Source organism: Streptomyces sp. NBC_01497, from assembly GCF_036250695.1.
In the GTDB taxonomy this organism is placed as follows: domain Bacteria; phylum Actinomycetota; class Actinomycetes; order Streptomycetales; family Streptomycetaceae; genus Streptomyces.
Genome location: NZ_CP109427.1, coordinates 4600247 through 4624651, shown reverse-complemented (window position 1 = coordinate 4624651; position 24405 = coordinate 4600247). Strand labels below are relative to the sequence as shown.

The following is a 24405-nucleotide window of genomic DNA, read 5'->3' as shown; positions in this document are numbered from 1 at the left end:
CTCCGGCGTCGCGGCACCCGGACGGCGACCCGGTGACGGACACCGGCCCGGGGACACCGGCCGACGGGCGGGCGGAACCTCGATGACGGCCGCGCCGCCGCGCGGCGGGACCCGCCGCGAACGGGCAGGCAGGCGGGTCGGGCACCGACGCCGGCGGCGCCCCCGTACGGCGTCGCGAAGGGCGCGGCCCCGCGAACCGCGGGCGACGGGCATCAGCCGCCCGCCCCACAGGCCATGAACTCCGCTTCAAGATTGGGGAGTTGGACGATCCGGTCAGCGTTCGGGCGCCACCGCACGCGATGCGGGCCCGGACGTCTTCGGGGGCGACCCCGCGCGCAACGTGACGGCCTCCTCGGACGTGAGGGGCCCCACGGCACGCACGAAGCCGAGCACGGCCTCCAACTGCGCGTCGCTGTACTGCGAGCAGAGCTCGGCGAGCGAGCCCCCGAGCGAGGCGAAGAGCGGAGCGATGCGCGCCTCGGCGCCGTCGAGCGGGGTCACGATGACCCGCCGCCGGTCGTGGGGGTCCTTCTCCCTGCGGACGTGCCCCGCCGCTTCCAGCCGGTCGACGACACCGGTGATCGCACCGGTCGTGACGCCGTTCTCCTCCGCGAGCCGGCCCGCCGTCATCGCGCCACGACCGACCAGGGCCTCCAGGCAGTTCAGATCCAGCACGTTCAACCCCAGGCGGTCCGCCACCGCTTGGTGGAAGCGGACGGAACCCGAGACCAGGCCCCGCACCTCCTGCTCCACGGCCCCCACCAGGGCCGCACGGCCGTCGCGTGACGCCACTCCCACCCTCCGTACACCCGGTTGTCGCTTCGGCCACCGAGACGAACCGCTCAGGCACCTTGTTCCGCGCTGACCTTCTCACGCGCGTTCCCGCCGGTCACGGACGCCGGTCCGGACCCGGTCCGGGCGTCGGTCGGGCGTCGTACCAGGGCGTCCGCGCGGGTCGGTGCGACGGCGTGGGGCGGTCGCGCGAGGCGGGCGGGGCCGACGCGGCGTTCGCCGGGCGTGCTGACGCGCACGGGTGCGGACGGGATCGCACCCGCCTGGGTCGCGCGGTGGCGATCCGGCGGGTGCGGAGGGTGCTGAGGGTACGGCGAGCACTGCCGTGCGGGTGCGGATACGCGGGGTCAGCGGGCGCGCGGGTTCAGCGGGTCCTGCGTCCCACCCCGCCGTAGAAGCCGATCTCGCCCGATCCGGCCGGTGGCGGCGTCTCCGGGCGCCAGAACGGGACCTGGGCCAGGCCCGGTTCGATCAGCTCGAAGCCCTCGAAGAAACCCTCGACCCCGGCGCGGGAGCGCAGATTGAGGCGTGCGCTGGCGTTGTCGTAGACGGCCTGGGCCTCGCTGCGGTCGGCGAAGTCCCCGGTGGCGTGCGAGAGCACCAGGAAGCTGCCGGCCGGCAGCGCGTCGCGCAGTGTGGCGATGATCCGCCCGGGTTCGTCGGCGTCGGCGAGGAAGTGCACGACGGCGACCAGGAGCAGCGCCACCGGCTGGTCGAAGTCGATGACCCGGCGGACGTCCGGGTGCTGCAGCAGGGCCCCGGGTTCGCGCAGGTCGCCGAGCACCACGCTCGTCTCGCCCGCGCCGCTGAGCAGCGCGTCGGCGTACGTGTTCACGATCGGATCGTTGTCCACGTAGGCGATGCGCACGTCAGGCGCCACTTCCAGGGCCGTCTCGTGCACGTTCGGCGACGTGGGCAGTCCGGTGCCGATGTCGAGGATCTGGCGGACGCCGCTGCCCACCACGTACCGCACGGCACGCCGCAGGAACGCGCGGTTGGCCCGCACCCCGATCCGCACCTCGGGCGCCGCACCCGCCAGGCGTTCTCCCGCCTCGCGGTCGAGTTCGTAGTTGTTCTTTCCGCCGAGCAGGTAGTCGTAGATCCGCGCGGGATGCGGCCTGCTCGTGTCGATCTCGTCGCGGTGGAAGCTCTTCCGGGTCATGCTGCGCCCCTCTCGACTACCGCCGCGGCGCCGCCCGCGGCCGGCTGGCGCCAGCCTGCCACATCGGCCCGGCAGCCTGCCCGTGAGCGTCCAACTCCCCTCTTCCGGGCGGGCGGCGGCCGACGGCGTGCCGCCTTCTCCGACGCGCCGTCCGACGTCCACGTCATACTTCCGTCACCTATTTGACGGGTGACGCATGCCGTGCGAAAGTCATCGCGCACGCAAACCCACCGAGGGCGGCGCGGGCAGCCGACCGGCACACGCCCGGCGGCACGCAGGCCGGCACACCGAAACGCGCGGAGGACCCACCATGATCAACCGACGTACTTTCAGCATGGCTCTGGGCACCGGCGCCACCGCGGCCTCACTGACCGCCCTGACCGGCGTACCGGCCGCCTCCGCCGCGACGAGGCGCCCCACCCCGGCGCCGACCCTGCCTTCGGTCAAGGGCGGGGCCCACACCTCGTTCGCGTCGCTGAAGCAGGTCAAGGCCGGCGTGCTGACCATGGGTTACGCCGAAGTGGGCCCCGCCCACGGCCCGGTGGTCATCTGCCTGCACGGCTGGCCCTACGACATCCACAGCTACGTGGACGTCGCGCCCCTGCTCGCGGCGCAGGGCTACCGCGTGATCGTCCCGTACCTCCGCGGCCACGGCACGACGCGCTTCCTCTCCGCCCGGACCGTCAGGAACGCCCAGCAGTCCGCGGTCGCCCTCGACATCGTCGCGCTGATGGACGCCCTCGGCATCGAGAAGGCCGTCCTCGCCGGATACGACTGGGGATCGAGGACCGCCGACATCATCGCGGCCCTCTGGCCGGAACGCTGCAAGGCACTCGTGTCGGTGAGCGGCTACCTCGTCACCAACCTCAAGGCCAACCTGAGTCCGCTCGCGCCCGCGGCCGAGTACGCCTGGTGGTACCAGTACTACTTCGCCACGGAGCGCGGCAAGCTCGCCATGGAGACCCCGGCCGACCGCGACCAACTGGCCGAGCTGGTCTGGAAGACGGTCTCCCCCACCTGGAACTTCGACGCAGCCACCTTCGCGCGCACGGCCGCCGCCTTCGACAACCCCGACTACGCGGCCATCGTCATCCACAACTACCGCTGGCGGCTCAGCCTCGCCGACGGCGAACGCCGCTACGACCGTTACGAGCAGCAGCTCGCGGCGGCGCCCACCATCGGGGTCCCGACCATCACCCTCGACCCCGCGCTGGACCCATTCACCGCCCCGGGCGACGGCAGCATGTACCGGGACAAGTTCACCGGCGCGTACGACCACCGCACCCTGGCCGGCGTCGGCCACAACGTGCCGCAGGAGGCGCCCACCGCCTTCGCCCAGGCCGTCGTGGACGTGGACCACTTCTGAGGGACCCGGACCCCACGGGCGCGGCGGGCGCGGGGCCGCGCCCGGCCCGGCGGCCTTGCGCCGGGCGACCGGCCACGGGGCACGGGGCACGGGGCACGGGGCACGGGGCACGGGGCAACGGGCGAGGGCCGACGGGCGGGAGGCTCCCACCCCCCATCCGTGGCGCGTCGCAGGTCACCGGCCGCACGCCGTAAGTGTTACGTCATACATCACCTTCTTGACAGGTGACGCGAGCGACTGTCAGCGTTATCGGCACAGAGCGGACATCGAATGCCGCCACCGACTGAGCGGAGAGTGACATGGCCATCACGATCACGATCGACGGCGCCGCCGCGGCGGCCCGCCACGCGCGGTTCGGCGCTCTTCCCGAGCGTGTCCACTACGAGGACATGGTCGAGGAGAAGCCCGTGTCCGCGAGGGAGCGGGCAGGGGACGCGTACAACCCCGAAGGCGCGTGGAACCACTACTCCTGCCTGGCCCTGGACCTGGGTCTCTGACCCTTCGCCTCCGGAAAAGGCGCCCACCGGAAGCGCGTCCCGCAGCCGGCCGGGCGTCCAGGAGGCACCCGCCGAAACCCCCTACGAGCCCGGCCGGAACGGCGGACGGAGAGGTATCGGGCTTTGCCAACGCGGACGTCACTTGCCAAAATGGTGACGTGAATCCGAATCATGTCTTCGTATGCGGAAACCCGGCCCTCGACTTCGCCGCGACGCTGCGAGCGCGCCGTACGGTGCGGTTCGAGATGTTCGCGACGCCCGACAGGCTGACCGCCTGGTACCTGGAATCCGGGATCGTCGACGCGGTCGACGTCGGCGGCCAGGCGGACGTCGACCGGGCGGCGACGGTCCGTGAGGCGATCTACCAGTTGATCACCGCCCGCCGCCTCGGCGAGGAGTACGACCACGAGGCACTGGCCACCCTGAACGGGGCCGCGGGCGAGCCCGCGGCGGCACCCCGGCTCACCCCGTCGGGCCGGTGGACGAAGGCGACGGCGCCGGAGGCCCTGTCCACCGTCGCCCGGGGAGCCGTCGAGCTCCTCAGCGGCCCCGACGTCCCGCTCCTCAAGGAGTGCGACAACCCCGAGTGCACCCGTGTCTACATCGACCGTTCGCGGGGCATGCGCCGGCAGTGGTGCGGCATGGAATCCTGTGGCAACAAGATCAAGGCCGCCGCCTACCGCGCCCGCAAGAAGACGACCCACGCCGCGCCCGCGCACTGACCCCGCTCGCCCGGGACGTCACCGCCGCCACGCCTGCGGGACTTCCCTGCGGTCATACGGCTCTGCGGCGATGCGGCTCTGGGGCTCTGCGGCGATCGGGTCCGGGGCGATCGGGTCCGGTCGCTCTCACCGCGGGCATCCGCGCGCGGCACCAACCACGGGCCGAACACCCCTGAGGACGGCGGCAGTTCACCGGTCCGTCGGGACCCTTCCGCGACCGCTTCCTCCTCCTGCCGCCACTGCCGCAGCCGCAGCCGTGCGGGGTCAGAGAGCGATCAGACCGGCGCTCGTCGGCCGGAAGCCGCACGCGTCGAAGTAGAAGGGACCCAGGTGGTCCTCGAAATCGACGTGCAGCCACTCGCAGTTCGCCGCGCGCGCCTCTCGCGCGGCGGTGTCGATCAGGGCGGCGCCGATCCCCCGCGTCCGTAGCCGCCGGGCCACCACGGTGTCCAGGACGAAGGCGTGGACTCCGCCGTCCCAGGCGACGTTGACGAATCCCACGAGGCCGCCCTCGTCCCACGCGCAGACCCAGCCGAGACTGTGCCCCTCCAGTTGAGCCCGCCAGTCGGCGTTGTCCGGCGGATGCCCGAAGCCCTCGGCGTGCAACGCGTCCAGGGAACCGTTGTCGAAGTCACCGCGCCACTCGTATCTCACCGTCACGCCCCGATCGTAGGCGCGCCGATCGCAGAGCGGACCGATCGCAGGCCGGACGATCGCAGGCATCGCGCGAGCGACGGTTGGTCGCCGAGCCGTGCGAGCGACCCCGCCGGCGCGAACAAGCCGGCGCATACGAACGCAGGCTCGTCACGATGCTCGTCGCCGGCCCGCCGGCCCGCCCCCTGACCACCGTTCGGATCCACCGTTCGGATCCGGCGACGGGCCCGCGACGGAGGTTCACGGATCTCAGCGGGCCCCGGGGAGCCCGTCGATCAGCAGGCCGACGGAGAAGTCGAAGCGGTCGTGGATGGTGCCGGCGGTGAGTTCTGCGGCGTACCGCTTGGTGTGGGGGAAGGTGGCGGGCAGTGCCGCGAACCGGCGCAGCAGCTCGTCGCGGCTGACCACCCAGTTGTCGCCCGAGCGGTTGAGCCGTTCCTTCGCGAGGGAGACCTCAAGGCTGTAGGCGCTGATGTACAGAGACAGCGAGTCGATCGCCCAGGCGGCGGACTGCGGGTCGATGCCCCCGGCGAGCAGGACGGCGAACATGCCCTCGCTGACGCGCAGCGTGTCCAGGTTGGACGGTGCGGCGGCGAAGGCGGCCCGCGAGATACCCGGGTAGCGCAGGTACTGGTCACGCAGTTGGGTGCAGATGCTGATGATCTGCTGCCGCCAGCGGTCGGGCTCCGGCTCCGGCAGGTCGATCTTGGCGCACAGACGGCCGATGAGCAGCTCGTCCAGGTCCTCCTTGTTGACCACGTGCGCGTAGAGCGACGACGGTCCCGTCTCCAGCGCGGTGGCCAGACGCCGCATCGTGAGGGCCTCGTAGCCCTCCGTCTCCACGATGCCGAACGCGGCGCCGATGATGGCCTCGACCGTGATCGGCTTCTTGCGCCCGCCGGAGGGTCCGCGCCGGGCCGCGGGCGTGCCGGAGCCGGTGCCCAGCTGGTGCCGCGCTTCGCGTCGCTGCTGCGGAGTCGGTGACATACCCGGCAGTCTAGCCACGTCGGCGAACGGCGTTCCGCGCTATGGCGAACGCCGTTCGTCTTGTCACGAACGGCGATCCACTGTAGAACAGTGTTCGTGTCCATTATCCAGCGCCCACCCCGGGCGCCCACCACCAGCACGCTGCCCCTGCGCACCGCGGGGCTCGTCCTGGTCGTCGTGATCCTGGCCGACATCATGGATCTGATCGACTCCAGCGTCGCCAACCTCGCGGGCCCCTCGATCCGCGCCGATCTCGGCGGTGACCAGGTCACCGTGCAGTGGGTGCTCAGCGCCTACACCGCGGCCTTCGCGCTCGGCCTCGTCACCTCAGGACGGCTCGGGGACCTGCTCGGGCGCCGACGACTGTTCCTGCTCGGCATGAGCGGCTTCACCCTGGCCTCGCTCGCCTGCGGTCTCGCCCCCCACGTGGTCTTCCTGATCGTCGCCCGGACGCTGCAGGGCCTGTGCGGATCGGTCATGATCCCGCAGGGACTGGCCCTGGTGAAGGTCGTCTTCCCGCCCCAGCACCTGCGCAAGGCGCTGACCCCGGTCGGCCCGCTGATGGGCCTGACCATGGTGGCCGGACCCATCCTGGCCGGCTGGCTGCTCCACCTCGACCTGTTCGGCAGCCAGTGGCGATCGATCTTCCTGATCAACGTCCCGTTCGGCGTCGCCGCCCTCGCGCTCGGCCGGCGCGTCCTGCCCCGCCGCGGCGGCGAGGACCCGACCGCCCGCCTCGACCTCACCGGCGTCGGACTGCTCACCGCGGCCTCGGCCCTGCTCATCGTCCCGCTCATCCAGGGACGCGATCTCGGCTGGCCCCCCTGGACGTACGCCATGATGGCCGCCGCCATCGTCCTGCTCGCACTGTTCGTCGTCTCCCAACGCCGCAGCGAGCACCCGGTCATCACACCGTCGCTGTTCCGCAAGCGCAGCTTCGTCGTCGGTCTGCTGATCGTGGCCGGGTTCTACGCGTCACTGAGCGCGTTCGTGCTCGTCATCAACCTGCTCCTGCAGCAGGGCATGCACTGGACGCCCCTGCACACCGGCCTCACGCTGATCCCCTGGGCCCTCGGCACCGCCGTCGCCGTCCTGCTCGCGGGCGCCGTTCTCGCCGAGAAGCTGGGACGCGCCACCCTGCACCTGGGGCTGTCCATCGCCGTCGCCGGTCTGCTGGCCCTGTGGTGGTCCGTCGCCCACTGGGGCGCCGACATCACCTTCTGGAAGCTGGCGCCCGCGCTGCTGCTGACCGGTTTCGGCTCCGGGCTGGTGTTCGTCCCGTTGGTCGATTTCATCATCGGCGATGCCACGGCCGAGGAAGTCGGCACCGGCGCGGGACTGCTCAACGCCGTCCAGCAGTTCGCGGGCGCCATCGGCGTCGCCGCCCTCGGCACGGTGTTCTTCACCCGGGTCGGCCACGCGTCCGTCCATTCCTACCTCGCGGCGGCGGAACTGGTCTTCGGCATCACCGCGGGCCTCGGCTTCCTGACGCTGCTGCTGGTGGGCCTCCTGCCCAAGCACGCGCAGCAGGCCCACGGTTGACCCCGAGCCACCCGCCCGCACCGGCGGCGTTCACGCGCAGCCGGCGGCCCGGCCCACCGGTGGCGCCTCGGACCGCCGTGACCGGGCGAGTGCCGATCGCGACAGCACCAGCTGATCCCGCAACCTGGTGGATGCCCCCGATCGCACCGCGAGCCCGCGTCGGACCCTGTGCGAGTCGCGGTGGGTCGGAGCCGACACGGTCGTCACGCACCGCGCCGGCTCCGACGCTGCTCACCAGCCGCGGCGGAGCCGGTGAACGCCGTCGGCCTCGAAGTCGTAGACATCCTGGTTGATCCGGAGCCCGTCGACGGCTCCGATCCACATGTAGTCCCGCCCCTTACCCACTGCGGCGGTCTTGATGGTCGGGGCCGCGCCTCCGTCGTTCAGCGCGGTCCTCAGCTCCTGGAAGGTGCACGGGCCGGCCAGGTCGCAACCGGTCACGGTGCCCGCGTTGCCCGTGAGGAACCAGCTGCCGGTGGTGGTGGCGTCGAGGTAGGGACTCCACTCGCCCGTCACCGGGGAGGCGTCCGGCTGCCAGTTCATCGTGGAGTAGTGGGTGGTGGGAGCCGCGGCCAGGTTCGGATCGATCTCGAACCTGATGTTCGGCATGTTCTTGGCACCGTTCGCGCCGCCGCCGCCGTAGGCGATGTTCTCGTCGGTCTGGAAAACGTGGAACCCGACGCGCTTGAGGCCCAGCACCGGGTCACCATAGAAATCGACCTCGTTGCCGAAGTCGACTTTCTCACTGGGCGGAGTCAGCGAGGTGGAGTGGTCGGCCACCTCGATGCCGAGGCTGCCCCTTCCGTAGGGCGGCCTTGCGGCGGGTCCCTGCACACCGGCCGAGCCGAAGGGCCCGTTCCGCAGATCGGCGACGGGGGAACCGATCGTGTTGCGCGTGATCACGCCCCAGTGGTCCTCGCCCCGGTGATTCACGCCCGCGTGACTCCCGCCCGTGGCGGGAGCTGAGGCCGACGCGGAGATGGTCGAGAAGGTGAGGGCGGCCAGCGCCGTGACCGCGAGAGCGGTCTTCCTGTACATGTCAATGCGAGCGGTCACGCTCGCTCCTTCCAGTTCGCCGAGGGGCCACCGCGCCGAAGTCGAGCCGACGCGCGATCGCCACGGTAAACACGCGGTACAGATAACGAGCAGGACAAAACCCCACTATCAGAATATTTATCCCCTGCCGGCGTAATAGGCGGACAGGCATCCACAGCCCTCGGCCAGGACAGGTCGGCGCCCGGAAAAGGGCGTGCCCGATGACAGCGCCCGATGCCAGCGATCCGTACCCGTCCCCTCTCGTCCCCGCTCGTCGCAACACGCGCGGGGCCCGGGACCGCGAACGCCCGAGCGAGAACAGGCCGAGCCGCACGCGGCGTCCCGACCGCCCGGCAGCACGTCGGCCACCGAGACCGACGAGGGGCCGGGCCGCCAGCACACCAGCCGGTTGGCGCCTTGAGGAGTCAGCCGGCGACGGTGTTGTAGTTGACGATCCCGTCCACCATCAGGGCGACCGCCCCAGCCAGGGGACTGACCACCCCTTTGCTCGCCACGTCGGGCAACCGGTGCGCCTCGTCCTCGGCCACTGCCACCATGCCCCAGAACGCGTTGAAGCCCGAAGGATCGGCCGGCTTGTCGGTGGCCTCCTTGACCGTCAGGACACCGCCGTCCTCGACCACGGCCAGCGCGCCCATCTGCCGCAGCGTGTCGGGATCGCGCTCCTCGGTGGCCACCACGCTCCAACCGGTCGCCCCCACACCTGACGTCCCCACGTGCCGCAAGGCGGCGAGCAGACTGCCGGTGCTCCCCGCGCCGGAGAGAACGATGTCAGGAAGAACAAGGGCCACCGGCCCTTGCGTCATCGGCAGGGCCGACCGGATCGCGCCGTCGAGACCCTGTTCCAACGACTCGTCCTGGTAGACGAAGACCACTTGAAGGGTCTCCGCGTAACGCGCGAGATAGCTCACCGTGTCCAGCTTGTGCGTCCTGAAGACGACGACCAGGCGCACGTTCAGCCCACTTCTCGCCAGTTCGACAACGGGCTCCAGGCTGCGGTCGAGCACCGTGACCCCAGGAGCCAGACAGTGCAGCTCCTTCGAGTAGGGCGCCCCGAAGCGCGTCCCGAATCCTGCGCAGGGCATGACAATCGAAACATCAGGGGTGGGCGATGACGAACTGGGCATCGGTTGGCTCTCAGGTTGTGTTGACGATCGGGTAACCCCGCTTGCCTCGCCGCCACGGGCCGCCCAAGGCCGGCACTGCGACGCCGCGTGGGCAGGCACGCTGGCGCTCACCGTAGCCACCGGGCACGGCCCCACGCGAGAGGGAGCGTTGCTTGATCGGCACGACCGTCCGCAAGGTGACCCGGGAGTCCCGGGCCGCCACCCGGGGGGCAGAAGTCGGCCTTTACACCGCCGAGTTGGCCGATAAACGGAACGCGTCCGGTCGTCGCGCGGCCCGACCGGCCGACCCGCCGCATCGAGCGCCCCCCGACGTACACTGCTGCCCGCACACCAGCCACGACCGACACATCGCCGTCGGCGCGGACCGCGCGACGGCTGAGCGGTACGGGCCCGGACTCATCGGAACACGACCGAAAGAGGAGCCACCATGCGGGTGTTGCTGTCGACCTACGGGACGCGTGGCGATGTCGAACCGCTGGTGGCACTCGCGGTGCGGCTACGAACAGGCGGCGCGGAGGTGCGGATGTGCGCCCCGCCTGACGAGGAGTTCGCGCAACGGCTGGCAGGTCTCGGCGTACGGCTGGTGCCGGTCGGCCCCCCGGTACGGGCGGCGAAACGCACGGAGACACTGCCGTCGGCGGCGGAACTGTCCCGGGCCCGCAACGAGATGGTCGACACGCAGTTCGACCTCTTCCCCGCCGCCGCCGACGGATGCGACGTCCTGGTCGCGGCCGGCCTGGCGCAGATCGCCGCGCGGTCCGTTGCCGAGGCCGCCGGCATCCGCTACGTGTACGCGAGCTATTCGGCGGTCCAACTGCCCTCGCCGCACCACGCGCCGCCGCCACGGCCGGGCTGGCCGGAGCCGGAGACGAACGACAACCGGAAGCGGTGGGAGCTGGACGCCCGCAACGTCGACGCGCAATTCGGCGAGATACTCAACGGCCGCCGGGCATCGATCGGCCTGCCACCGGTGGTCGACGTCCGTCGTCACGTCTACACCGACCGGCCGTGGCTGGCAGCGGACCCGGTCCTCGGACCGTGGCGGCGGACCCCCGGCCTCGACGTGACACAGACGGGTGCGTGGAGCACCGCCGACGAACGCCCGCTCCCGGCCGACCTGGTGACCTTCCTGGACGCGGGCACACCGCCCGTCTACGTCGGCTTCGGCAGCATGAGCCCGTCGCAGGACACCCCCCGCAGGACCATCGAGGCGATCCGCGCGCAGGGCCACCGCGCACTCGTCTCCCGCGGCTGGGCCGGCCTGGGCCTGATCGACGACCAGGACGACTGCTTCGCGATCGGCGAGGTCAACCACCAGCGCCTGTTCACCAGGGTGGCGGCCGTTCTGCACCACGGCGGCGCGGGCACGACGATGACGGCCGCCCGGGCGGGCGTCCCGCAGGTGGTGGTCCCGCCCCAGCTGTCGGACATGCCGTACTGGGCCGGCCGGGTCGCGGACCTCGGCATCGGCGCGGCACACGAGGGCCCGACCCCGACCACCGAATCCCTGAACCTCGCGCTCAAGACAGCCCTGGCCCCCGACACCCGGGCACGGGCCCAGGCCCTGGGCCCCCAGATCCGCACCGACGGAGCCGCGGTGGCCGCGAACCTGCTGCTCGACCGCCTGGGATGAACGAGCCGCCGGCCGGAGAGCGCCACTTTTGAGCCCGTAACGGAGACCACCCCGTCCCGGGCCGCTCGCGCGAAGCGGCGCAGGCGCCTCCGACAGCCAAAAAACCGCAGGTCAGACAATGTCTGACCTGCGGTTTGGATGAGCCGCCTTCGGGATTCGAACCCGAGACCTACGCATTACGAGTGCGTTGCTCTGGCCAACTGAGCTAAGGCGGCGTGCCGACTGCACCATGGTGCGATCAGCGGCGACGCCAAGTCTACACAGTTTCCCGGGGTGCTCCGTCCACCCCGGGAGACAGGGTGTTTGGCCTGGTCAGGTGCACTTTTTACCCTTTGCGGGGGGCGTGCCGTCCAGGAGGTACGTGTTGATCGCCGTGTCGATGCAGTCGCTGCCCCGGCCGTAGGCGGTGTGGCCGTCGCCCTCGAAGGTGAGGAGGCGGCCCGAGTCGAGCTGGGAGGCCAGGGATCTGGCCCAGCGGTAGGGGGTGGCGGGGTCGCGGGTGGTGCCGACCACCACGATGGGGGCCGCGCCCCCGGCCTCGATGCGGTGGGCAGTGCCGGTGGCCTTGACCGGCCAGTACGAGCAGTTCAGGGAGGCCCAGGCGAGGCCGTCGCCGAAGACGGGGGACGCCTTCTCGAAGGCCGGCAGCGCCGCCTTGACCTGGTCGGGGCCGGTGAAGGCGGGCGGGAGGTCGAGGCAGTTCACGGCTGAGTTGGCGTACATCAGGTTCGAGTAGGCACCGTCCTGGCCGCGCTCGTAATACGAGTCGGCGAGCGTGAGCAGCGCGGCTCCGTCGCCCGTCAGGCCGCTGCGCAGCGCCTGGCGCAGCTGGGGCCAGGCGGACTTGTCGTACATGGCGGCGATCACGCCGGTCGTCCCCAGCGACTCGGTGAGCTTGCGGCTCTGGCCGGTCGGCAGCGGCTTGCCGTCGAGCTGCTTGAAGAAGTCCTTGAGGCGGTTCTCGGCCGCCGGGACGGACGTGGTGCCGAGCGGGCACTGCGCCTGTTTGACGCAGTCCCGGGCGAACGACTCGAAGGCCGTCTCGAAGCCCGCCGTCTGCTGGAGGTTGAGGTCCCGCGCCGACAGGGACGGGTCCATCGCGCCGTCCAGCACGATCCGTCCCGTGTTCTTCGGGTACAGGCCCGCGTAGGTCGCGCCGAGGAAGGTGCCGTACGACGCCCCGACGTAGGACAGCTTCTTGTCGCCGAGCACCGCGCGGAAGATGTCCATGTCGCGTGCCGCGTCGACCGTCGACACGTGGGGCAGCACCTTCGCCGCGTGCGTCTCGCAGCCTTGGGAGAACTTCTTGTACGCGGTGGTGAGGTTGCTCACCTCCGCCGCGTCGTCCGGTGTCTGGTCGACCTCGGTGTACGCGTCCATCTGGCGGTCCGTCAGGCAGTCGACGGGTTCGCTGCGGGCCACGCCGCGCGGGTCCATCGCGGCCATGTCGTAGCGCGCGCGGACCTGGGCGGGGTAGCCGATCCCCGCGTAGCTCTGCAGGTACTCGATGGCCGAGCCGCCGGGGCCGCCCGGGTTGACGAGGAGCGAACCGAGGCGCTTGCCGGGCCCGGTCGCCTTCTTGCGGGCCACCGCCAGCTTGATCTGCGCGCCGTCCGGCTTCGCGTAGTCGAGCGGCGCCTTCATGGTGGCGCACTGGAAACCGGGGACCTCGCACGCGTGCCAGGCCGGTTTCTGGCCGTAGTACGCGGCCAGGGCCGCCTGGTCCACGGAGCCCGCCCCGGGGTTCGGGTCGGAACCCGGGCCCGACGAGGTACAGCCGGAGAGAAACAGTCCGGCCGCCACGAACGCGGCGGCGGGGGTACGCAGCAGGCGCCTGGTGTCCATCAGCGGAGCCTAACCGCCGGGCCGGTGCCGCAGAGCGCCCCGCCGCACGTACGGGTGAGGGTGGCGTCGCTCGTCAACGGCCCGGCCGGTACGGCGAACAGGTCGGACACCGTCGCCGTACGGCCCGTGCGCGGCGCGGGTCAGCCCGCGCGCAGCGCCATCGTCATGGCCTCGACCGCCAGCAGTGGCGCCACATTCCGGTCAAGGGCCACCCGGCAGGCACCGATCGCCTCCATCCGCCGCAGCGTCCGCTCCGGGGTCGAACCGCCCGCCACGCGGTCGAGCGCGTCCCGCACGTCCTCGTTGGCCAGTTGCACCCGCGAGCGCAGCTGGATGGCCAGCACATCCCGGTAGAAACCGGTCAGGTCCGTCAGCGCCAGGTCCAGGCTGTCCCGCTGTGTACGCGTCGACCGGCGCTTCTGGCGGTCCGCCAGCTCCTTCATGGCGCCTGCCGTGCCCCGTGGCATCCGGCCCCCGCTCTCCGCGCCGAGCGCCACGCGCAGATCCTCCGTCTCCTTGACGTCGGTCTCCTCCGCGGCCTGTTTCGCGTCCTCCCCGGCCGCGTCCACCAGTTCCTGCGCGGCCCTGAGGCACGCGCCGACGTCGTCCACGCGCAGCGGCAGCTTGAGGACCGTGCTGCGGCGGGCGCGCGCCCGCTCGTCCGTGGCCAGCCGGCGCGCCCGGTCGATGTGTCCCTGGGTGGCCCGGGCCGCCGAGCGGGCCATCTCCGGCTCGATGCCGTCCCGCCTCATCAGCACGTCCGCGACGGCGTCCACCGACGGCGTGCCGAGCACGAGGTGGCGGCAGCGCGAACGGATCGTCGGCAGCACGTCCTCGACGGACGGCGCGCACAACAGCCACACGGTGCGCGGCGCGGGCTCCTCCACCGCCTTCAGCAGGACGTTGCCCGCGCCCTCGGTCAGCCGGTCCGCGTCCTCCATGACGATGACCTGCCAGCGCCCGACCGCGGGCGAGAGCTGGGCGCGCCGCACGAGCTCACGGGTGTCCTTCACGCCGATGGAGAGCAGGTCCGTACGGATGACCTCCACATCGGCGTGCGTACCGATCAGTGCGGTGTGGCATCCGTCGCAGAACCCGCATCCCGGCTCGCCGCCGAGCGCGCGATCCGGGCTGACGCACTGCAGCGCGGCGGCGAAGGCTCGTGCCACCGTGTCACGGCCCGCCCCGGGGGGGCCGGTGAACAGCCAGGCGTGTGTCATCTTCGAGGCCGCGGGCGGGTCCGTACCCCGCGACTCCGCCGTGACGAGGGCGTCGGCGTCCCGGGCGGCGGCCGCCAGCGACACCTGGACGCGCTCCTGGCCCACCAGGTCGTCCCATACGGTCATGCGCGCTCCCCAGTTCCGTACCCGGCGCCGGTTTCGTACCCGGCACCGCCCAGCACTCCGTGGCCCGTCCTGCCTGGCTCCACCCTTGCGGGCTCCGCCCGGCCCGGTGCCCCGCCGGGGGCCGTCAGGGCGTCCGGGCAGGACGGGCCGTGGCCCCGGTGGCCGCCGAGCACGACGGACCGGAAGAAACCGGGACCGCGCCGTGCAGGGCGCGGTCCCGCCGTCTTCTTCCATTGTGGCGGGTGGGTACGACAGTCCCGTCCCCGCGAGGGTTCAGCGGCGGCGACCGCCGCGACGGCCGCCGTTGTCGTCCTCATCGTCGTCCTGCCCGCCGAGCAGTTCGTCGGCCAGTGACGGCAGGTCGTCGAGCGGAGTCTCCTCCGCCCAGTCGGACCGGCGGCGCGACCCGGTGCGGCTTGCGGCGTCCGGGTCCCGCGTCTGCCTGCGGCCCTGGTCCGCCGGGCCCGCCTCGCCCGCGCTCCGCACCTGCGGGATCTCGCGGGTGCGCTCGTTGCCGCCCCCCGGCACCGCGGTGGCGCCGCGTACGGCGGAGGCTGCCTCGTCCCGGAAGTAGCCCTTCGGGAACCGCTCGTCGCCGTGGGCGCCCCGGGCCCCGGAGCCGTCGGAGTCGTCCCGTACCTGAGGCAGTACGGCAGTCTCGTCGGCGGAGCGGTACTGCGGCAGCACCGCGGTCTCCTCCGCCTCGCGTTCCTCGGCCGACACCGGCAGCTCCGCGTCCGCGTCCGCGAACCGCGGCAGCGTGGTCGTCTCCTCCTGGTCGGAGGCGACGGTCGGCACCGGAGCAGAGGCCGTACCGGCCGGCGGCGCGTCGGACTCCCGCGCGGCCCATGACGGCCCGCGGCGGGGCGCCTCCCGCGCCACCTCGTCGGAGGCCGGCCGCCCGTTGTCCGGGCGCCCGTTGTCCGGGCCGGTCCCGGGCTTCCGCTCGGTCTGCGATCCGGTCCCGGAGTCCCGCTCGGCGTCGGCGTCGGCATCCGCACCGGGGTCTCGGACGATGGGCGTCTGGAGCGTCGTCTCGTTCGGTGACACGCCGGGCTCCGGGTTCGCGGCGGCGACCTCCGCCGCCTCCTGCTCGGCCCTGCGACGCGCTTCCTCGGCCTTCAGCAGCGCCTCTTCCGACAGCCGCTGCTTCTCCAGACGGCGCTCCGCGTCCTCCTGGCGCTGCCGTGCCTCCTCGGCGGCCCGCTGCTTCAGGCGCTCCTGCTCCGCTTCGTACGCCGCCTTCTCAGCGGCCCGCCGGCGTTCGGCCGCCTCGGCGGCCAGCCGTGCCTCCTCGGCCTGCCTGACCTCTTCCTCGGCCCGCAGGCGTGCCTCCTCCTCGGCGCGCCGCCGTTCCTCCTCGGCCCTGCGGCGCTCCTCCTCGGCGCGCTGCCTGGCCTCCTCCTCCTGGCGTTCGATCTCGCGCTGCCGCGCCTCTTCCAGCTCGCGGCGCTTGCGCTCCTCCTCCTCGGCACGGAGCTTGGCGAGCTGCGCCTGCCGCTCCCGTTCGAGCCGCTCCTCCTCCGCCTTCCTGGCGGCCTCGCGCGCGGCCTCTTCCTCCGCCCTGCGCCTGGCCTCCTCGACGGCGGCCTTCCGCGCGTCCTCCTGGGCCTTGATCTCGGCCTCGGAGAGCGGCAGCAGCTGGTCGAGCCGGTGGCGTACGGCGGTGGTGACGGCCTCGGGGCCCTGGCCCGCGTCGACCACCAGGTAGCGCGCGGGGTCCGCCGCGGCCAGCGTGAGGAATCCCGTGCGCACCCGCTCGTGGAACTCCGCGGGCTCCGACTCCAGCCGGTCCGGCGCCTCCGTGAACCGCTCGCGGGCCGTCGCGGGATCGATGTCGAGCAGCACCGTCAGGTGGGGTACGAGCCCCTGCGTCGCCCATCGCGAGATACGGGCGATCTCGGTCGGCGACAGGTCGCGGCCCGCGCCCTGGTACGCGACGGACGAGTCGATGTAGCGGTCGGAGACGACGATCGCGCCGCGCTCCAGCGCGGGCCTGACCACCGAGTCGATGTGCTCCGCGCGGTCCGCCGCGTACAGCAGCGCCTCGGCGCGGTTCGACAGGCCCGCGCTCGACACGTCGAGCAGGATCGTCCGCAGCCGCTTGCCGACCGGCGTGGCGCCCGGCTCGCGGGTGACGACGACCTCGTGGCCCTTGGCCCTTATCCACTCGGCCACCGCCTCGACCTGCGTCGACTTCCCGGCGCCGTCACCACCCTCGACGGCGATGAAGAAGCCGGTCCCGGTGGCGGTCTGCGCGGGGTCGGACCCGCCGCGCACGGCGTCCAGCAGGTCCTGCCGCAGCGGTACGCCCGAACGGTCGTCGGTCTTGGCCAGGACGACGGCCGCGACGGGCAGCAGCAGCGCGCCCACCAGCATCAGCGTGAAGGCCGCGCCGCCGTGCGCGAAGACGAAGTCGCCGCTGGCCAGACGGTGCGGGCCGATGGCCGCCGCGACGAGCGGCGCGATGATCGCGGCGATCGCCATGGTGACCCGTACGACCGCGTGGAGGTGTTCGGTCAGCCGGCCGCGCCGCCGCTCCTCGGCCTGCAGTTCGACGAGGGTGTGGCCCGCGTTCGCGGCGACGCCCCCGGCGAAACCGGCGAGCAGCGCCAGCAGCAGGACGGTCGCCGTGTCCGGCACCAGGCCCATCACCAGCAGGGCGACGCCGGTGACGGCGATCGCGAGCACCATCAGCCGGTTGCGCGAGAGCGCCGGCAGCACCTTCGGGCCGCGTCGGATACCGAGACCCGTACCGCCCGTCAGGGCGAGCACGAGCAGGGCGAAGGCGACCGGGCCGCCGCCGAGGTCCTTCGCGTCCAGGACGGACACGGCCACGGCTGAGGTGATGGCTCCGGCGATCGCGCCGCAGGCGAGGACGAGTACCGGCAGTACGCCCGTACGGCCACGGTCCGGGGCGGCCGCCGCACCGGCGGTGGAACCCTTGGCGCCGGCGGAACCCGCGGCACCTTCGGAGGTCTTGGCGGCAGAGATGGCGGAGGCCGGGGCGACCGGCCGTCGCAGGCCCTCCAGCGGCGAACGGGGGCGCGGTGTCCTTCCGTCCGGGAGTTCCAGCAGGACCAGCGTCGAGACCGAGGCGGCGAAGAGGCCGGCCGCGACGTACGAGGCGAGGCCCGCCTGGTGCAGCGTGAACCACTCCACGCCCGTGCCGATCAGATTGCTGATCAAGGTGGCCACGAGCAGCACGAGCGCCGCGGCGGGGACGGAGAGGAACGATGTGCGCAGCGACAGCCTGCGCAGCGCGTCGAGGTGGTCGGGCAGCGGTCGCACCGCGTCGCCCTCGGGCGGCGGCGGGGGCAGCAGGGCGGGCGCGGCGCTGTCCTTGGCCACGGTCCAGAACCGTTCCGCCACACCGGCCACGAAGACCGTGCTCAGCAGGATCGGCAGGGCGCGGTCCGGCATCCAGTCGATCCACAGCGGCGCGACGATCAACAGCACGAGCCGTACGGCGTCCGTGACGATCATCGTCCAGCGGCGGTCGAGGGGGCCGCCGTCCCGGGACTGCCTGCGCGCCCTGGACGGCTTCGGCCGCCCAGGAGCGGGGCTGCTGTCTCCTGCGGTCCTGGAGGACCCGTCCCCCGTGGTGCCGCCCGTCTTCCCCGTGTCGGCGGCCTCCGCGGCCGGGCGCGGCTTGCCGCTGCCGGGCGCGAGGAGTGCCGTGAGGGGTCCAAGGAGTACCGACCCGAACAGCAGCGTCGCGACGACCCGCGCACCGAACACGGCGGCCACGGCGAACGCGACCCCCCGGTACCCGGGCCCGAACGAGCCGTCCGCGATCGCCGCCTGGAGGGTCAGCACCACCAGCACAAGCACCGCAAGCACATCACCGATGCCGCCGGCGAACTGCGCGCCCCACAACCGCCGAAGCGGAGGAAGGCGCAGCAGAGAACGAACGGCGCGCTCTCGTGAGTCTGCGGCAAGTGCGTCGTGGTCGGAGGTGGGGCTCACGACCGTTGGCTGCTCGGCTCGCGTCATCCGCCCAGCCTATCGGGACCGCATGGCCTGCCGGAGGCCCGGTCCGTACAAATGAACCAATTCCGGCACCCAGGAGAGCGATCCGTTGTGGCCGGAGGTGCCCGTGGGCCCCTGACGGGCGGACAGGCGGCCGGTCGGCACCCAAACATCACGTCGAGTAGGGCGTGTCCACGCGAAAACGGCGCATTCGCACAGATAAGGACATCTGCACGAACGCGCCGTCATGTCTTCCGCATCAGCGGGCCGTCGACCCCGGAAGGGGACCGCCGTCAGCTCTCCGCATCCGGGGACGAAGCCGTCGTCCTCTTCGCCGCGGTCTTCGTCGCTCCCGACGCCGCCGTCGTCTTCTTCGTGGCGGTCTTCTTCGCCGTCGTCGCCTTCTTCGCGGGCGACTTGGCCGTCGTCGTCTTGGCCGTCGTCGTCTTCGCGGCGGCCTTCTTCGTGGTCGCCTTCTTGGCGGTGGTCTTCTTGACCGCGGCCTTCTTCTTCGCGGGCCCCTTGGCCCGCTTCTCCGCCAGCAGCTCGTAACCGCGCTCGGGCGTGATCTCCTCGACGCTGTCGTCGGTCCGCAGCGTCGCGTTGGTCTCGCCGTCGGTGACGTACGCCCCGAAACGGCCGTCCTTGACGACCACGGGCGCGCCGCTGACCGGGTCCGTGCCCAGTTCCTTCAGCGGCGGCTTGGCCGCGGCCCGGCCGCGCTGCTTCGGCTGCGCGTAGATCGCCAGCGCCTCGTCCAGCGTGATGTCGAAGAGCTGATCCTCGCTCTGGAGCGACCGGGAGTCCGTGCCCTTCTTCAGGTACGGGCCGTAGCGGCCGTTCTGCGCGGTGATCTCGACCCCTTCGGGGTCCGCGCCGACCACCCGCGGCAGCGACATCAGCTTGAGCGCCTCGGCGAGGGTCACCGTGTCCAGCGACATCGACTTGAACAAGGAAGCCGTACGCGGCTTGACCGCGTTCTTCCCGGTCCTCGGCGTGTCCTCGGGAAGCACCTCGGTCACGTAGGGGCCGTAACGGCCGGCTTTCGCGACGATCGGGTGGCCGCTCTCGGCGTCCACGCCCAGCTCGAAGTCGCCGCTCGGCTTGGCGAGCAGTTCCTCCGCGTACGCGGTGGTCAGCTCGTCCGGAGCAAGCTCCTCCGGCACGTCCGCGCGCTGGTGGTTCTCCGCGTCCTTCTCGCCGCGCTCCACGTACGGGCCGTAGCGGCCGACGCGCAGCATGATGCCGTCCCCGACGGGGAACGACGAGATCTCGCGCGCGTCGATCGCGCCGAGGTCCGTGACCAGCTCCTTGAGACCGCCGAGGTGGTCGCCGTCGCCGTTGCCCGCGCCGGACGCGGCACCCGCGTCCTCGCCGCCCTCACCGAAGTAAAAGCGCTTCAGCCACGGCACGGAGTGCGCCTCACCCCGCGCGATGCGGTCGAGGTCGTCCTCCATACGGGCCGTGAAGTCGTAGTCGACGAGCCGGCCGAAGTGCTTCTCCAGCAGGTTGACCACCGCGAAGGAGAGGAAGGACGGCACGAGGGCCGTGCCCTTCTTGAACACATAGCCGCGGTCGAGGATCGTGCCGAGGATCGACGCGTACGTCGAGGGACGGCCGATCTCCCGCTCCTCCAGCTCCTTGACCAGCGACGCCTCGGTGTAGCGGGCGGGCGGCTTGGTGGAGTGGCCGTCGGCGGTGAGCTCCTCGGCGTGCAGCGCGTCGCCCTGCGCGACCTGCGGCAGCCGGCGCTCACGGTCGTCGAGCTCCGCGTTCGGGTCGTCCGCGCCCTCGACGTAGGCCTTCATGAAGCCGTGGAACGTGATCGTCTTACCGGACGCGGAGAACTCGGCGTCCCTGCCGTCCGAGGCCCGGCCGCCGATCCTGACGGTGACGCTGTTGCCGACCGCGTCCTTCATCTGGGAGGCGACGGTCCGCTTCCAGATCAGCTCGTACAGCCTGAACTGGTCGCCGGTCAGTCCCGTCTCGGCGGGCGTACGGAAACGATCGCCCGAGGGCCTGATCGCCTCGTGCGCCTCCTGCGCGTTCTTGACCTTGGTGGCGTAGGTACGCGGCTTGTCCGGCAGGTAATCGGCACCGTACAACTGCGTGACCTGCGCACGCGCCGCCGAGACCGCCGTCTCGGACAGCGTGGTGGAGTCCGTACGCATGTAGGTGATGAAGCCGTTCTCGTACAGCTTCTGGGCGACCTGCATCGTCGACTTCGCGCCGAAGCCCAGCTTCCGCGACGCCTCCTGCTGGAGCGTCGTCGTACGGAACGGGGCGTACGGCGAGCGACGGTACGGCTTCGACTCGACGGACCGCACGGCGAACGACGCCGACTCCAGGGCCGTGGCCAGGGCGCGCGCGTTCGTCTCGTCGAGGTGGAGCACCTGGTCGGACTTCAGACGGCCGTCGGACCCGAAGTCGCGGCCCTGCGCGACCCTGCGGCCGTCGACCGAGACGAGCCGCGCCACCAGCGACGACGGGTCGGACGCGTCACCAGCGCGGCCCGTGCCGAAAGTGCCGGTCAGGTCCCAGTACTCGGCGGAGCGGAAGGCGATGCGCTCGCGCTCCCGCTCGACGACGAGCCGGGTCGCCACGGACTGCACACGGCCCGCGGACAGGCCACGCATGACCTTCTTCCACAGGACGGGCGACACCTCGTACCCGTACAGCCGGTCGAGGATGCGGCGGGTCTCCTGCGCGTCGACCATCCGCGTGTTCAGCTCGCGCGGGTTCGCCACCGCCGCCCGGATCGCTTCCTTGGTGATCTCGTGGAAGACCATCCGGTGGACGGGGACCTTGGGCTTCAGCACCTCCTGGAGGTGCCACGCGATGGCTTCGCCCTCGCGGTCCTCATCGGTGGCGAGGAAGAGTTCGTCCGACTCGGCCAGCAGCTCCTTGAGCTTCCTGACCTGCGAACGCTTGTCGGAGTTCACCACGTAGATGGGCTGGAAGTCGTTGTCGACGTCGACACCGAGCCTGCGCACCTCACCGGTGTACTTCTCGGGGACCTCGGCCGCGCCGTTGGGCAGGTCGCGGATGTGCCCGACGCTCGCCTCGACGACGTATCCAGGACCCAGATAGCCCTTGATCGTCTTGGCCTTGGCGGGCGACTCGACGATGACGAGTCGGCGACCGCCATTCGCGGTCTCGCTGGTCGGGGACAACTTCGTTCTTCTCTCTCCGGTCGACGCTCGACGGGGCCCGGCGGGTCCGTACGACTCTTACGACAGTACGGCGCGACTCCACGGGACCCGTGGTGTGGCCCCACTGTGGCGCTCCTCCGCTGCGGAGTGTGACGGTACAACCCGCCCCTGTGTCAAACGGCGCATTCCCGCAACGGCCCCTCGAACGGTAACCCGACTTCCGGCATTCCTGCCGCCGGACCCCGCCCGCCGCGGCGCAGGACACGATCGGCGCACGGCCGCCCCACGCGTTCCGCGTCGGCGCGCCGCACGATCCGTCCGGTCGGCCCCGACCCGCCGGCGCGCATCTCGTTTTCGCAGGTCAGACCGCGTACGGTACCGGTCGGCGCAATCCATGGCAGCAGCTCGCCGCATCCCGCACGGCGGATTCCGGTCGCCCGCTGGTCCCGTCCCGTCACGGTCCGCCCGCAACGGTTCCGCCGGAACGGCGTGAATCACGTACGTACGAAGACGCACACGCCGAGAGCGACGAAGACCACGCCGGAGGCCACCGGCGCGCCCTGCGCGTTCCCCGTACCACCGGCGTGCGACGCCCCGCGCGTACGGCCGGCTCGATGCGCCCTGCCTGGGCCCTTCCGACCGCGGGGACCCGCCCCTGAGCAGCGGAAACACCCCTCCTGCGGTGACGGCCGCCCCGGCGGCTGATGGCGCCCCCCACGAGAGCCGGGGGCACCCGCCCCAGCAGCCCGCGGCGCCCGGCCCCGCCGGCCGGGAACGCCTCCGCGCCCCGGGCCGGTGGTGCCCGTCCCGCTCCCGTCCGCCCCCGGCCGGGCCATGCCGGCGTTCCCTTCGTCACTACGCCGCGCGCCGTCACGCCCGACCCGCCCCCGCGAGCCGCCCGCCCCTCGCCGCGTCCCGGGGCCCCGTCTCCCCCGACCGGCCGACGGCCCTGTCGGACCCGTCGGCCTAGTCCCCCACCGGTTCCAGATAACCCTCCTCCACCAGCAGGCGGATGGACTCGGGCGTACGGTCCCGCAGCGCCACCGGGTCCTCCTCGACCAGCTGCGCGATCGCGTCGAGGATCCGGCCGGCCGTGAGTGTCCCGTCACACACGCCCGCGAACCCCGCTCCGACCGTGTCGACCTCCGTGGCCCGGCGCATCCCCCGGTGCTGACGGAGCACCACGTGCTCCGGGTCCTCCGCGCCCGGCACTCCGACCTGTTCCTGCACGACCTCGGACGCCAGGGTGAACCGCCCGGCGAGCAACGCCGCGTCGTCGTGCGTACGCAGATAGTCCTGCCGGTCGAAATGGGCCCGTACGGTCTCGCCGAGCGGCTGCTCCACCGGGTGCGGCCAGTCCTCCACGACGACCGAGGGACGCCCGGTCCCCGTCTTCCGCAACGTGATCCAGCCGAAGCCGACGGCCCGGGTCTTGCGGGCGTCGAACTCGTCCAGCCAGGCGTCGTACAGGCCGGCGTAGCGCTCGGGATCGCCCGTGCCGTGCTCGCCGCTGTCCCGCAGCCACAGCTCCGCGTACTGCGTGACGTCCTGGACCTCTCGCTGCACGATCCACGCGTCGCACCCGCGCGGCACCCAGGACCGCAGCCGGTCCTGCCACTCCTCCCCCTCGACGTGCTCCCAGTTGGCGAGGAAGTGCGCGAATCCGCCCTCGGTCAGATGGGCGCCCGCCTGCTGGACCAGCGTGCGGCACAGGTCGTCACCCGCCATCCCGCCGTCCCGGTACGTACGGCGCGCGCCGGCGGTGTCCGGCCCGGCGGGCGAGATGACGAACGGCGGATTCGAGACGATCAGGTCGTACGCCGTGTCCCCGACCGGCTCGAACAGCGAGCCCGTCAGCAGCTCCGCCGCCGGCGCCCCGGACAGCGCGAGGGTCAGCCGGGCGAACGCCAGGGCCCTCGGGTTGAGGTCGGTGGCTGTGACGCGTGCGGCGTGCTGCGAGGCGTGGAGCGCCTGGATGCCGGAGCCCGTGCCGAGGTCGAGCACCGAGCCCACCCTCGTACGGACCGTGAGCCCGGCGAGCGTGGTGGAGGCACCGCCCACACCGAGCACCACGCCTTCGCCCCGGCCGCTCGCACCCGCCGCGCCCCCGACCGCGCAGCCGAGGTCGGAGACGATGAACCAGTCCTCCCCGTCGGGTCCGCCGTACGGCCGGACGTCGAGCGTCGCCCGCACGGCGTCCGCCCCGTCGAGATCGGCCTCCGACGCGGCGCCATCGGGTTCAGCGGGAACGAGCCAGCCGTCCCCCAGCGCCTCGTCGAGCGGGAGAGCGGCGCGGGCGCGCTCCACCGTCACGGTGCCCTGCAGAAGGAACAGCCTCACCAGCGTGTCGAGCCGGGAAGCGCCACGGGTGGCACGGAGCGCGGGCACGGTTTCGCTGCGGGCCAGCGCGGCATACGCGGGCGCGCCGAGCAGGTCGAGGAGGCCGTCGACGGTGAACTCCGCGGCGAGCAGGGCTTCACGGAGCCGGTCAGCGCGGTCGGGTGCGGGAAGACTGGTGGTACTCACCCCCACATTGTGACGGCCGCCACTGACAG

16 protein-coding genes and 1 tRNA gene are annotated in these 24405 nt (G+C 72.2%); 5 read left to right on the top strand and 12 right to left on the bottom strand.

The genetic code is table 11. From position 1 onward, the window contains the following. Positions 1-273: 273 nt before the first annotated feature. Positions 274-792, bottom strand: coding sequence for a MarR family winged helix-turn-helix transcriptional regulator (locus OG310_RS19705; RefSeq protein ID WP_329457195.1), 519 nt, complete (start codon positions 790-792; stop codon positions 274-276). Between the two features lie 364 nt (positions 793-1156). After that, positions 1157-1954, bottom strand: coding sequence for an SAM-dependent methyltransferase (locus tag OG310_RS19700; protein ID WP_329457194.1), 798 nt, complete (start codon positions 1952-1954; stop codon positions 1157-1159). A 310-nt stretch (positions 1955-2264) separates the two neighbouring features. Here OG310_RS19700 and OG310_RS19695 point away from each other — a divergent pair, with 310 nt between their 5' ends. From OG310_RS19695 to OG310_RS19685, 3 genes are all read left to right on the top strand, one after another. Then, complete coding sequence (locus OG310_RS19695; protein WP_329457193.1) at positions 2265-3320, top strand: alpha/beta fold hydrolase; 1056 nt, start codon at positions 2265-2267, stop codon at positions 3318-3320. A 299-nt stretch (positions 3321-3619) separates the two neighbouring features. Continuing rightward, positions 3620-3817: a hypothetical protein gene (locus tag OG310_RS19690; protein WP_329457192.1), complete on the top strand. Its 198-nt coding sequence runs from the start codon at positions 3620-3622 to the stop codon at positions 3815-3817. 158 nt (positions 3818-3975) lie between these two features. Next, positions 3976-4539, top strand: coding sequence for a CGNR zinc finger domain-containing protein (locus OG310_RS19685; protein WP_329457191.1), 564 nt, complete (start codon positions 3976-3978; stop codon positions 4537-4539). A gap of 264 nt (positions 4540-4803) precedes the next feature. Here the strand turns inward: OG310_RS19685 and OG310_RS19680 are convergent, their stop codons facing one another. Together OG310_RS19680 and OG310_RS19675 are read right to left on the bottom strand one after the other, a co-directional pair. Then, positions 4804-5199 carry a GNAT family N-acetyltransferase gene (locus OG310_RS19680; RefSeq protein WP_329457190.1) on the bottom strand — a complete coding sequence of 132 codons (396 nt, stop codon included), beginning with the start codon at positions 5197-5199 and terminating at the stop codon, positions 4804-4806. A 243-nt stretch (positions 5200-5442) separates the two neighbouring features. Continuing rightward, positions 5443-6180 carry a TetR/AcrR family transcriptional regulator gene (locus OG310_RS19675; protein WP_329457189.1) on the bottom strand — a complete coding sequence of 246 codons (738 nt, stop codon included), beginning with the start codon at positions 6178-6180 and terminating at the stop codon, positions 5443-5445. Between the two features lie 96 nt (positions 6181-6276). Here OG310_RS19675 and OG310_RS19670 point away from each other — a divergent pair, with 96 nt between their 5' ends. After that, a complete protein-coding gene (locus tag OG310_RS19670) occupies positions 6277-7722 on the top strand; it encodes a DHA2 family efflux MFS transporter permease subunit (protein ID WP_329457188.1) in 1446 nt (481 codons plus the stop codon). A 231-nt stretch (positions 7723-7953) separates the two neighbouring features. Here OG310_RS19670 and OG310_RS19665 read toward each other — a convergent pair whose 3' ends face one another. After that, positions 7954-8778 (bottom strand): hypothetical protein, encoded by an 825-nt coding sequence (locus OG310_RS19665; RefSeq protein WP_329457187.1) that lies wholly within the window; start codon positions 8776-8778, stop codon positions 7954-7956. A gap of 404 nt (positions 8779-9182) precedes the next feature. Next, positions 9183-9860, bottom strand: coding sequence for a hypothetical protein (locus tag OG310_RS19660; protein WP_329457186.1), 678 nt, complete (start codon positions 9858-9860; stop codon positions 9183-9185). A 469-nt stretch (positions 9861-10329) separates the two neighbouring features. On the opposite strand from OG310_RS19660, the gene OG310_RS19655 reads away from it, so the two are divergent. Continuing rightward, on the top strand, positions 10330-11535 hold the full coding sequence (locus OG310_RS19655; RefSeq protein WP_329457185.1) for a glycosyltransferase: 1206 nt from the start codon (positions 10330-10332) through the stop codon (positions 11533-11535). A 141-nt stretch (positions 11536-11676) separates the two neighbouring features. Here the strand turns inward: OG310_RS19655 and OG310_RS19650 are convergent. From OG310_RS19650 to OG310_RS19625, 6 genes are all read right to left on the bottom strand, one after another. Then, positions 11677-11750: transfer RNA gene (locus OG310_RS19650), tRNA-Thr, on the bottom strand. Between the two features lie 97 nt (positions 11751-11847). Beyond that, positions 11848-13380 carry an alpha/beta hydrolase gene (locus tag OG310_RS19645; protein ID WP_329457184.1) on the bottom strand — a complete coding sequence of 511 codons (1533 nt, stop codon included), beginning with the start codon at positions 13378-13380 and terminating at the stop codon, positions 11848-11850. Positions 13381-13520: 140 nt separating this feature from the next. After that, entirely contained in the window at positions 13521-14726 is a 1206-nt protein-coding gene (locus tag OG310_RS19640) for a DNA polymerase III subunit delta' (protein ID WP_329457183.1), read from the bottom strand. Between the two features lie 273 nt (positions 14727-14999). Next, positions 15000-18722 carry a dTMP kinase gene (gene tmk, locus OG310_RS19635; protein WP_329457182.1) on the bottom strand — a complete coding sequence of 1241 codons (3723 nt, stop codon included), beginning with the start codon at positions 18720-18722 and terminating at the stop codon, positions 15000-15002. Positions 18723-18991: 269 nt separating this feature from the next. Next, complete coding sequence (topA, locus tag OG310_RS19630; protein ID WP_329457181.1) at positions 18992-21871, bottom strand: type I DNA topoisomerase; 2880 nt, start codon at positions 21869-21871, stop codon at positions 18992-18994. A gap of 945 nt (positions 21872-22816) precedes the next feature. Then, positions 22817-24376 carry a class I SAM-dependent methyltransferase gene (locus OG310_RS19625; RefSeq protein ID WP_329457180.1) on the bottom strand — a complete coding sequence of 520 codons (1560 nt, stop codon included), beginning with the start codon at positions 24374-24376 and terminating at the stop codon, positions 22817-22819. Positions 24377-24405 lie beyond the last annotated feature (29 nt).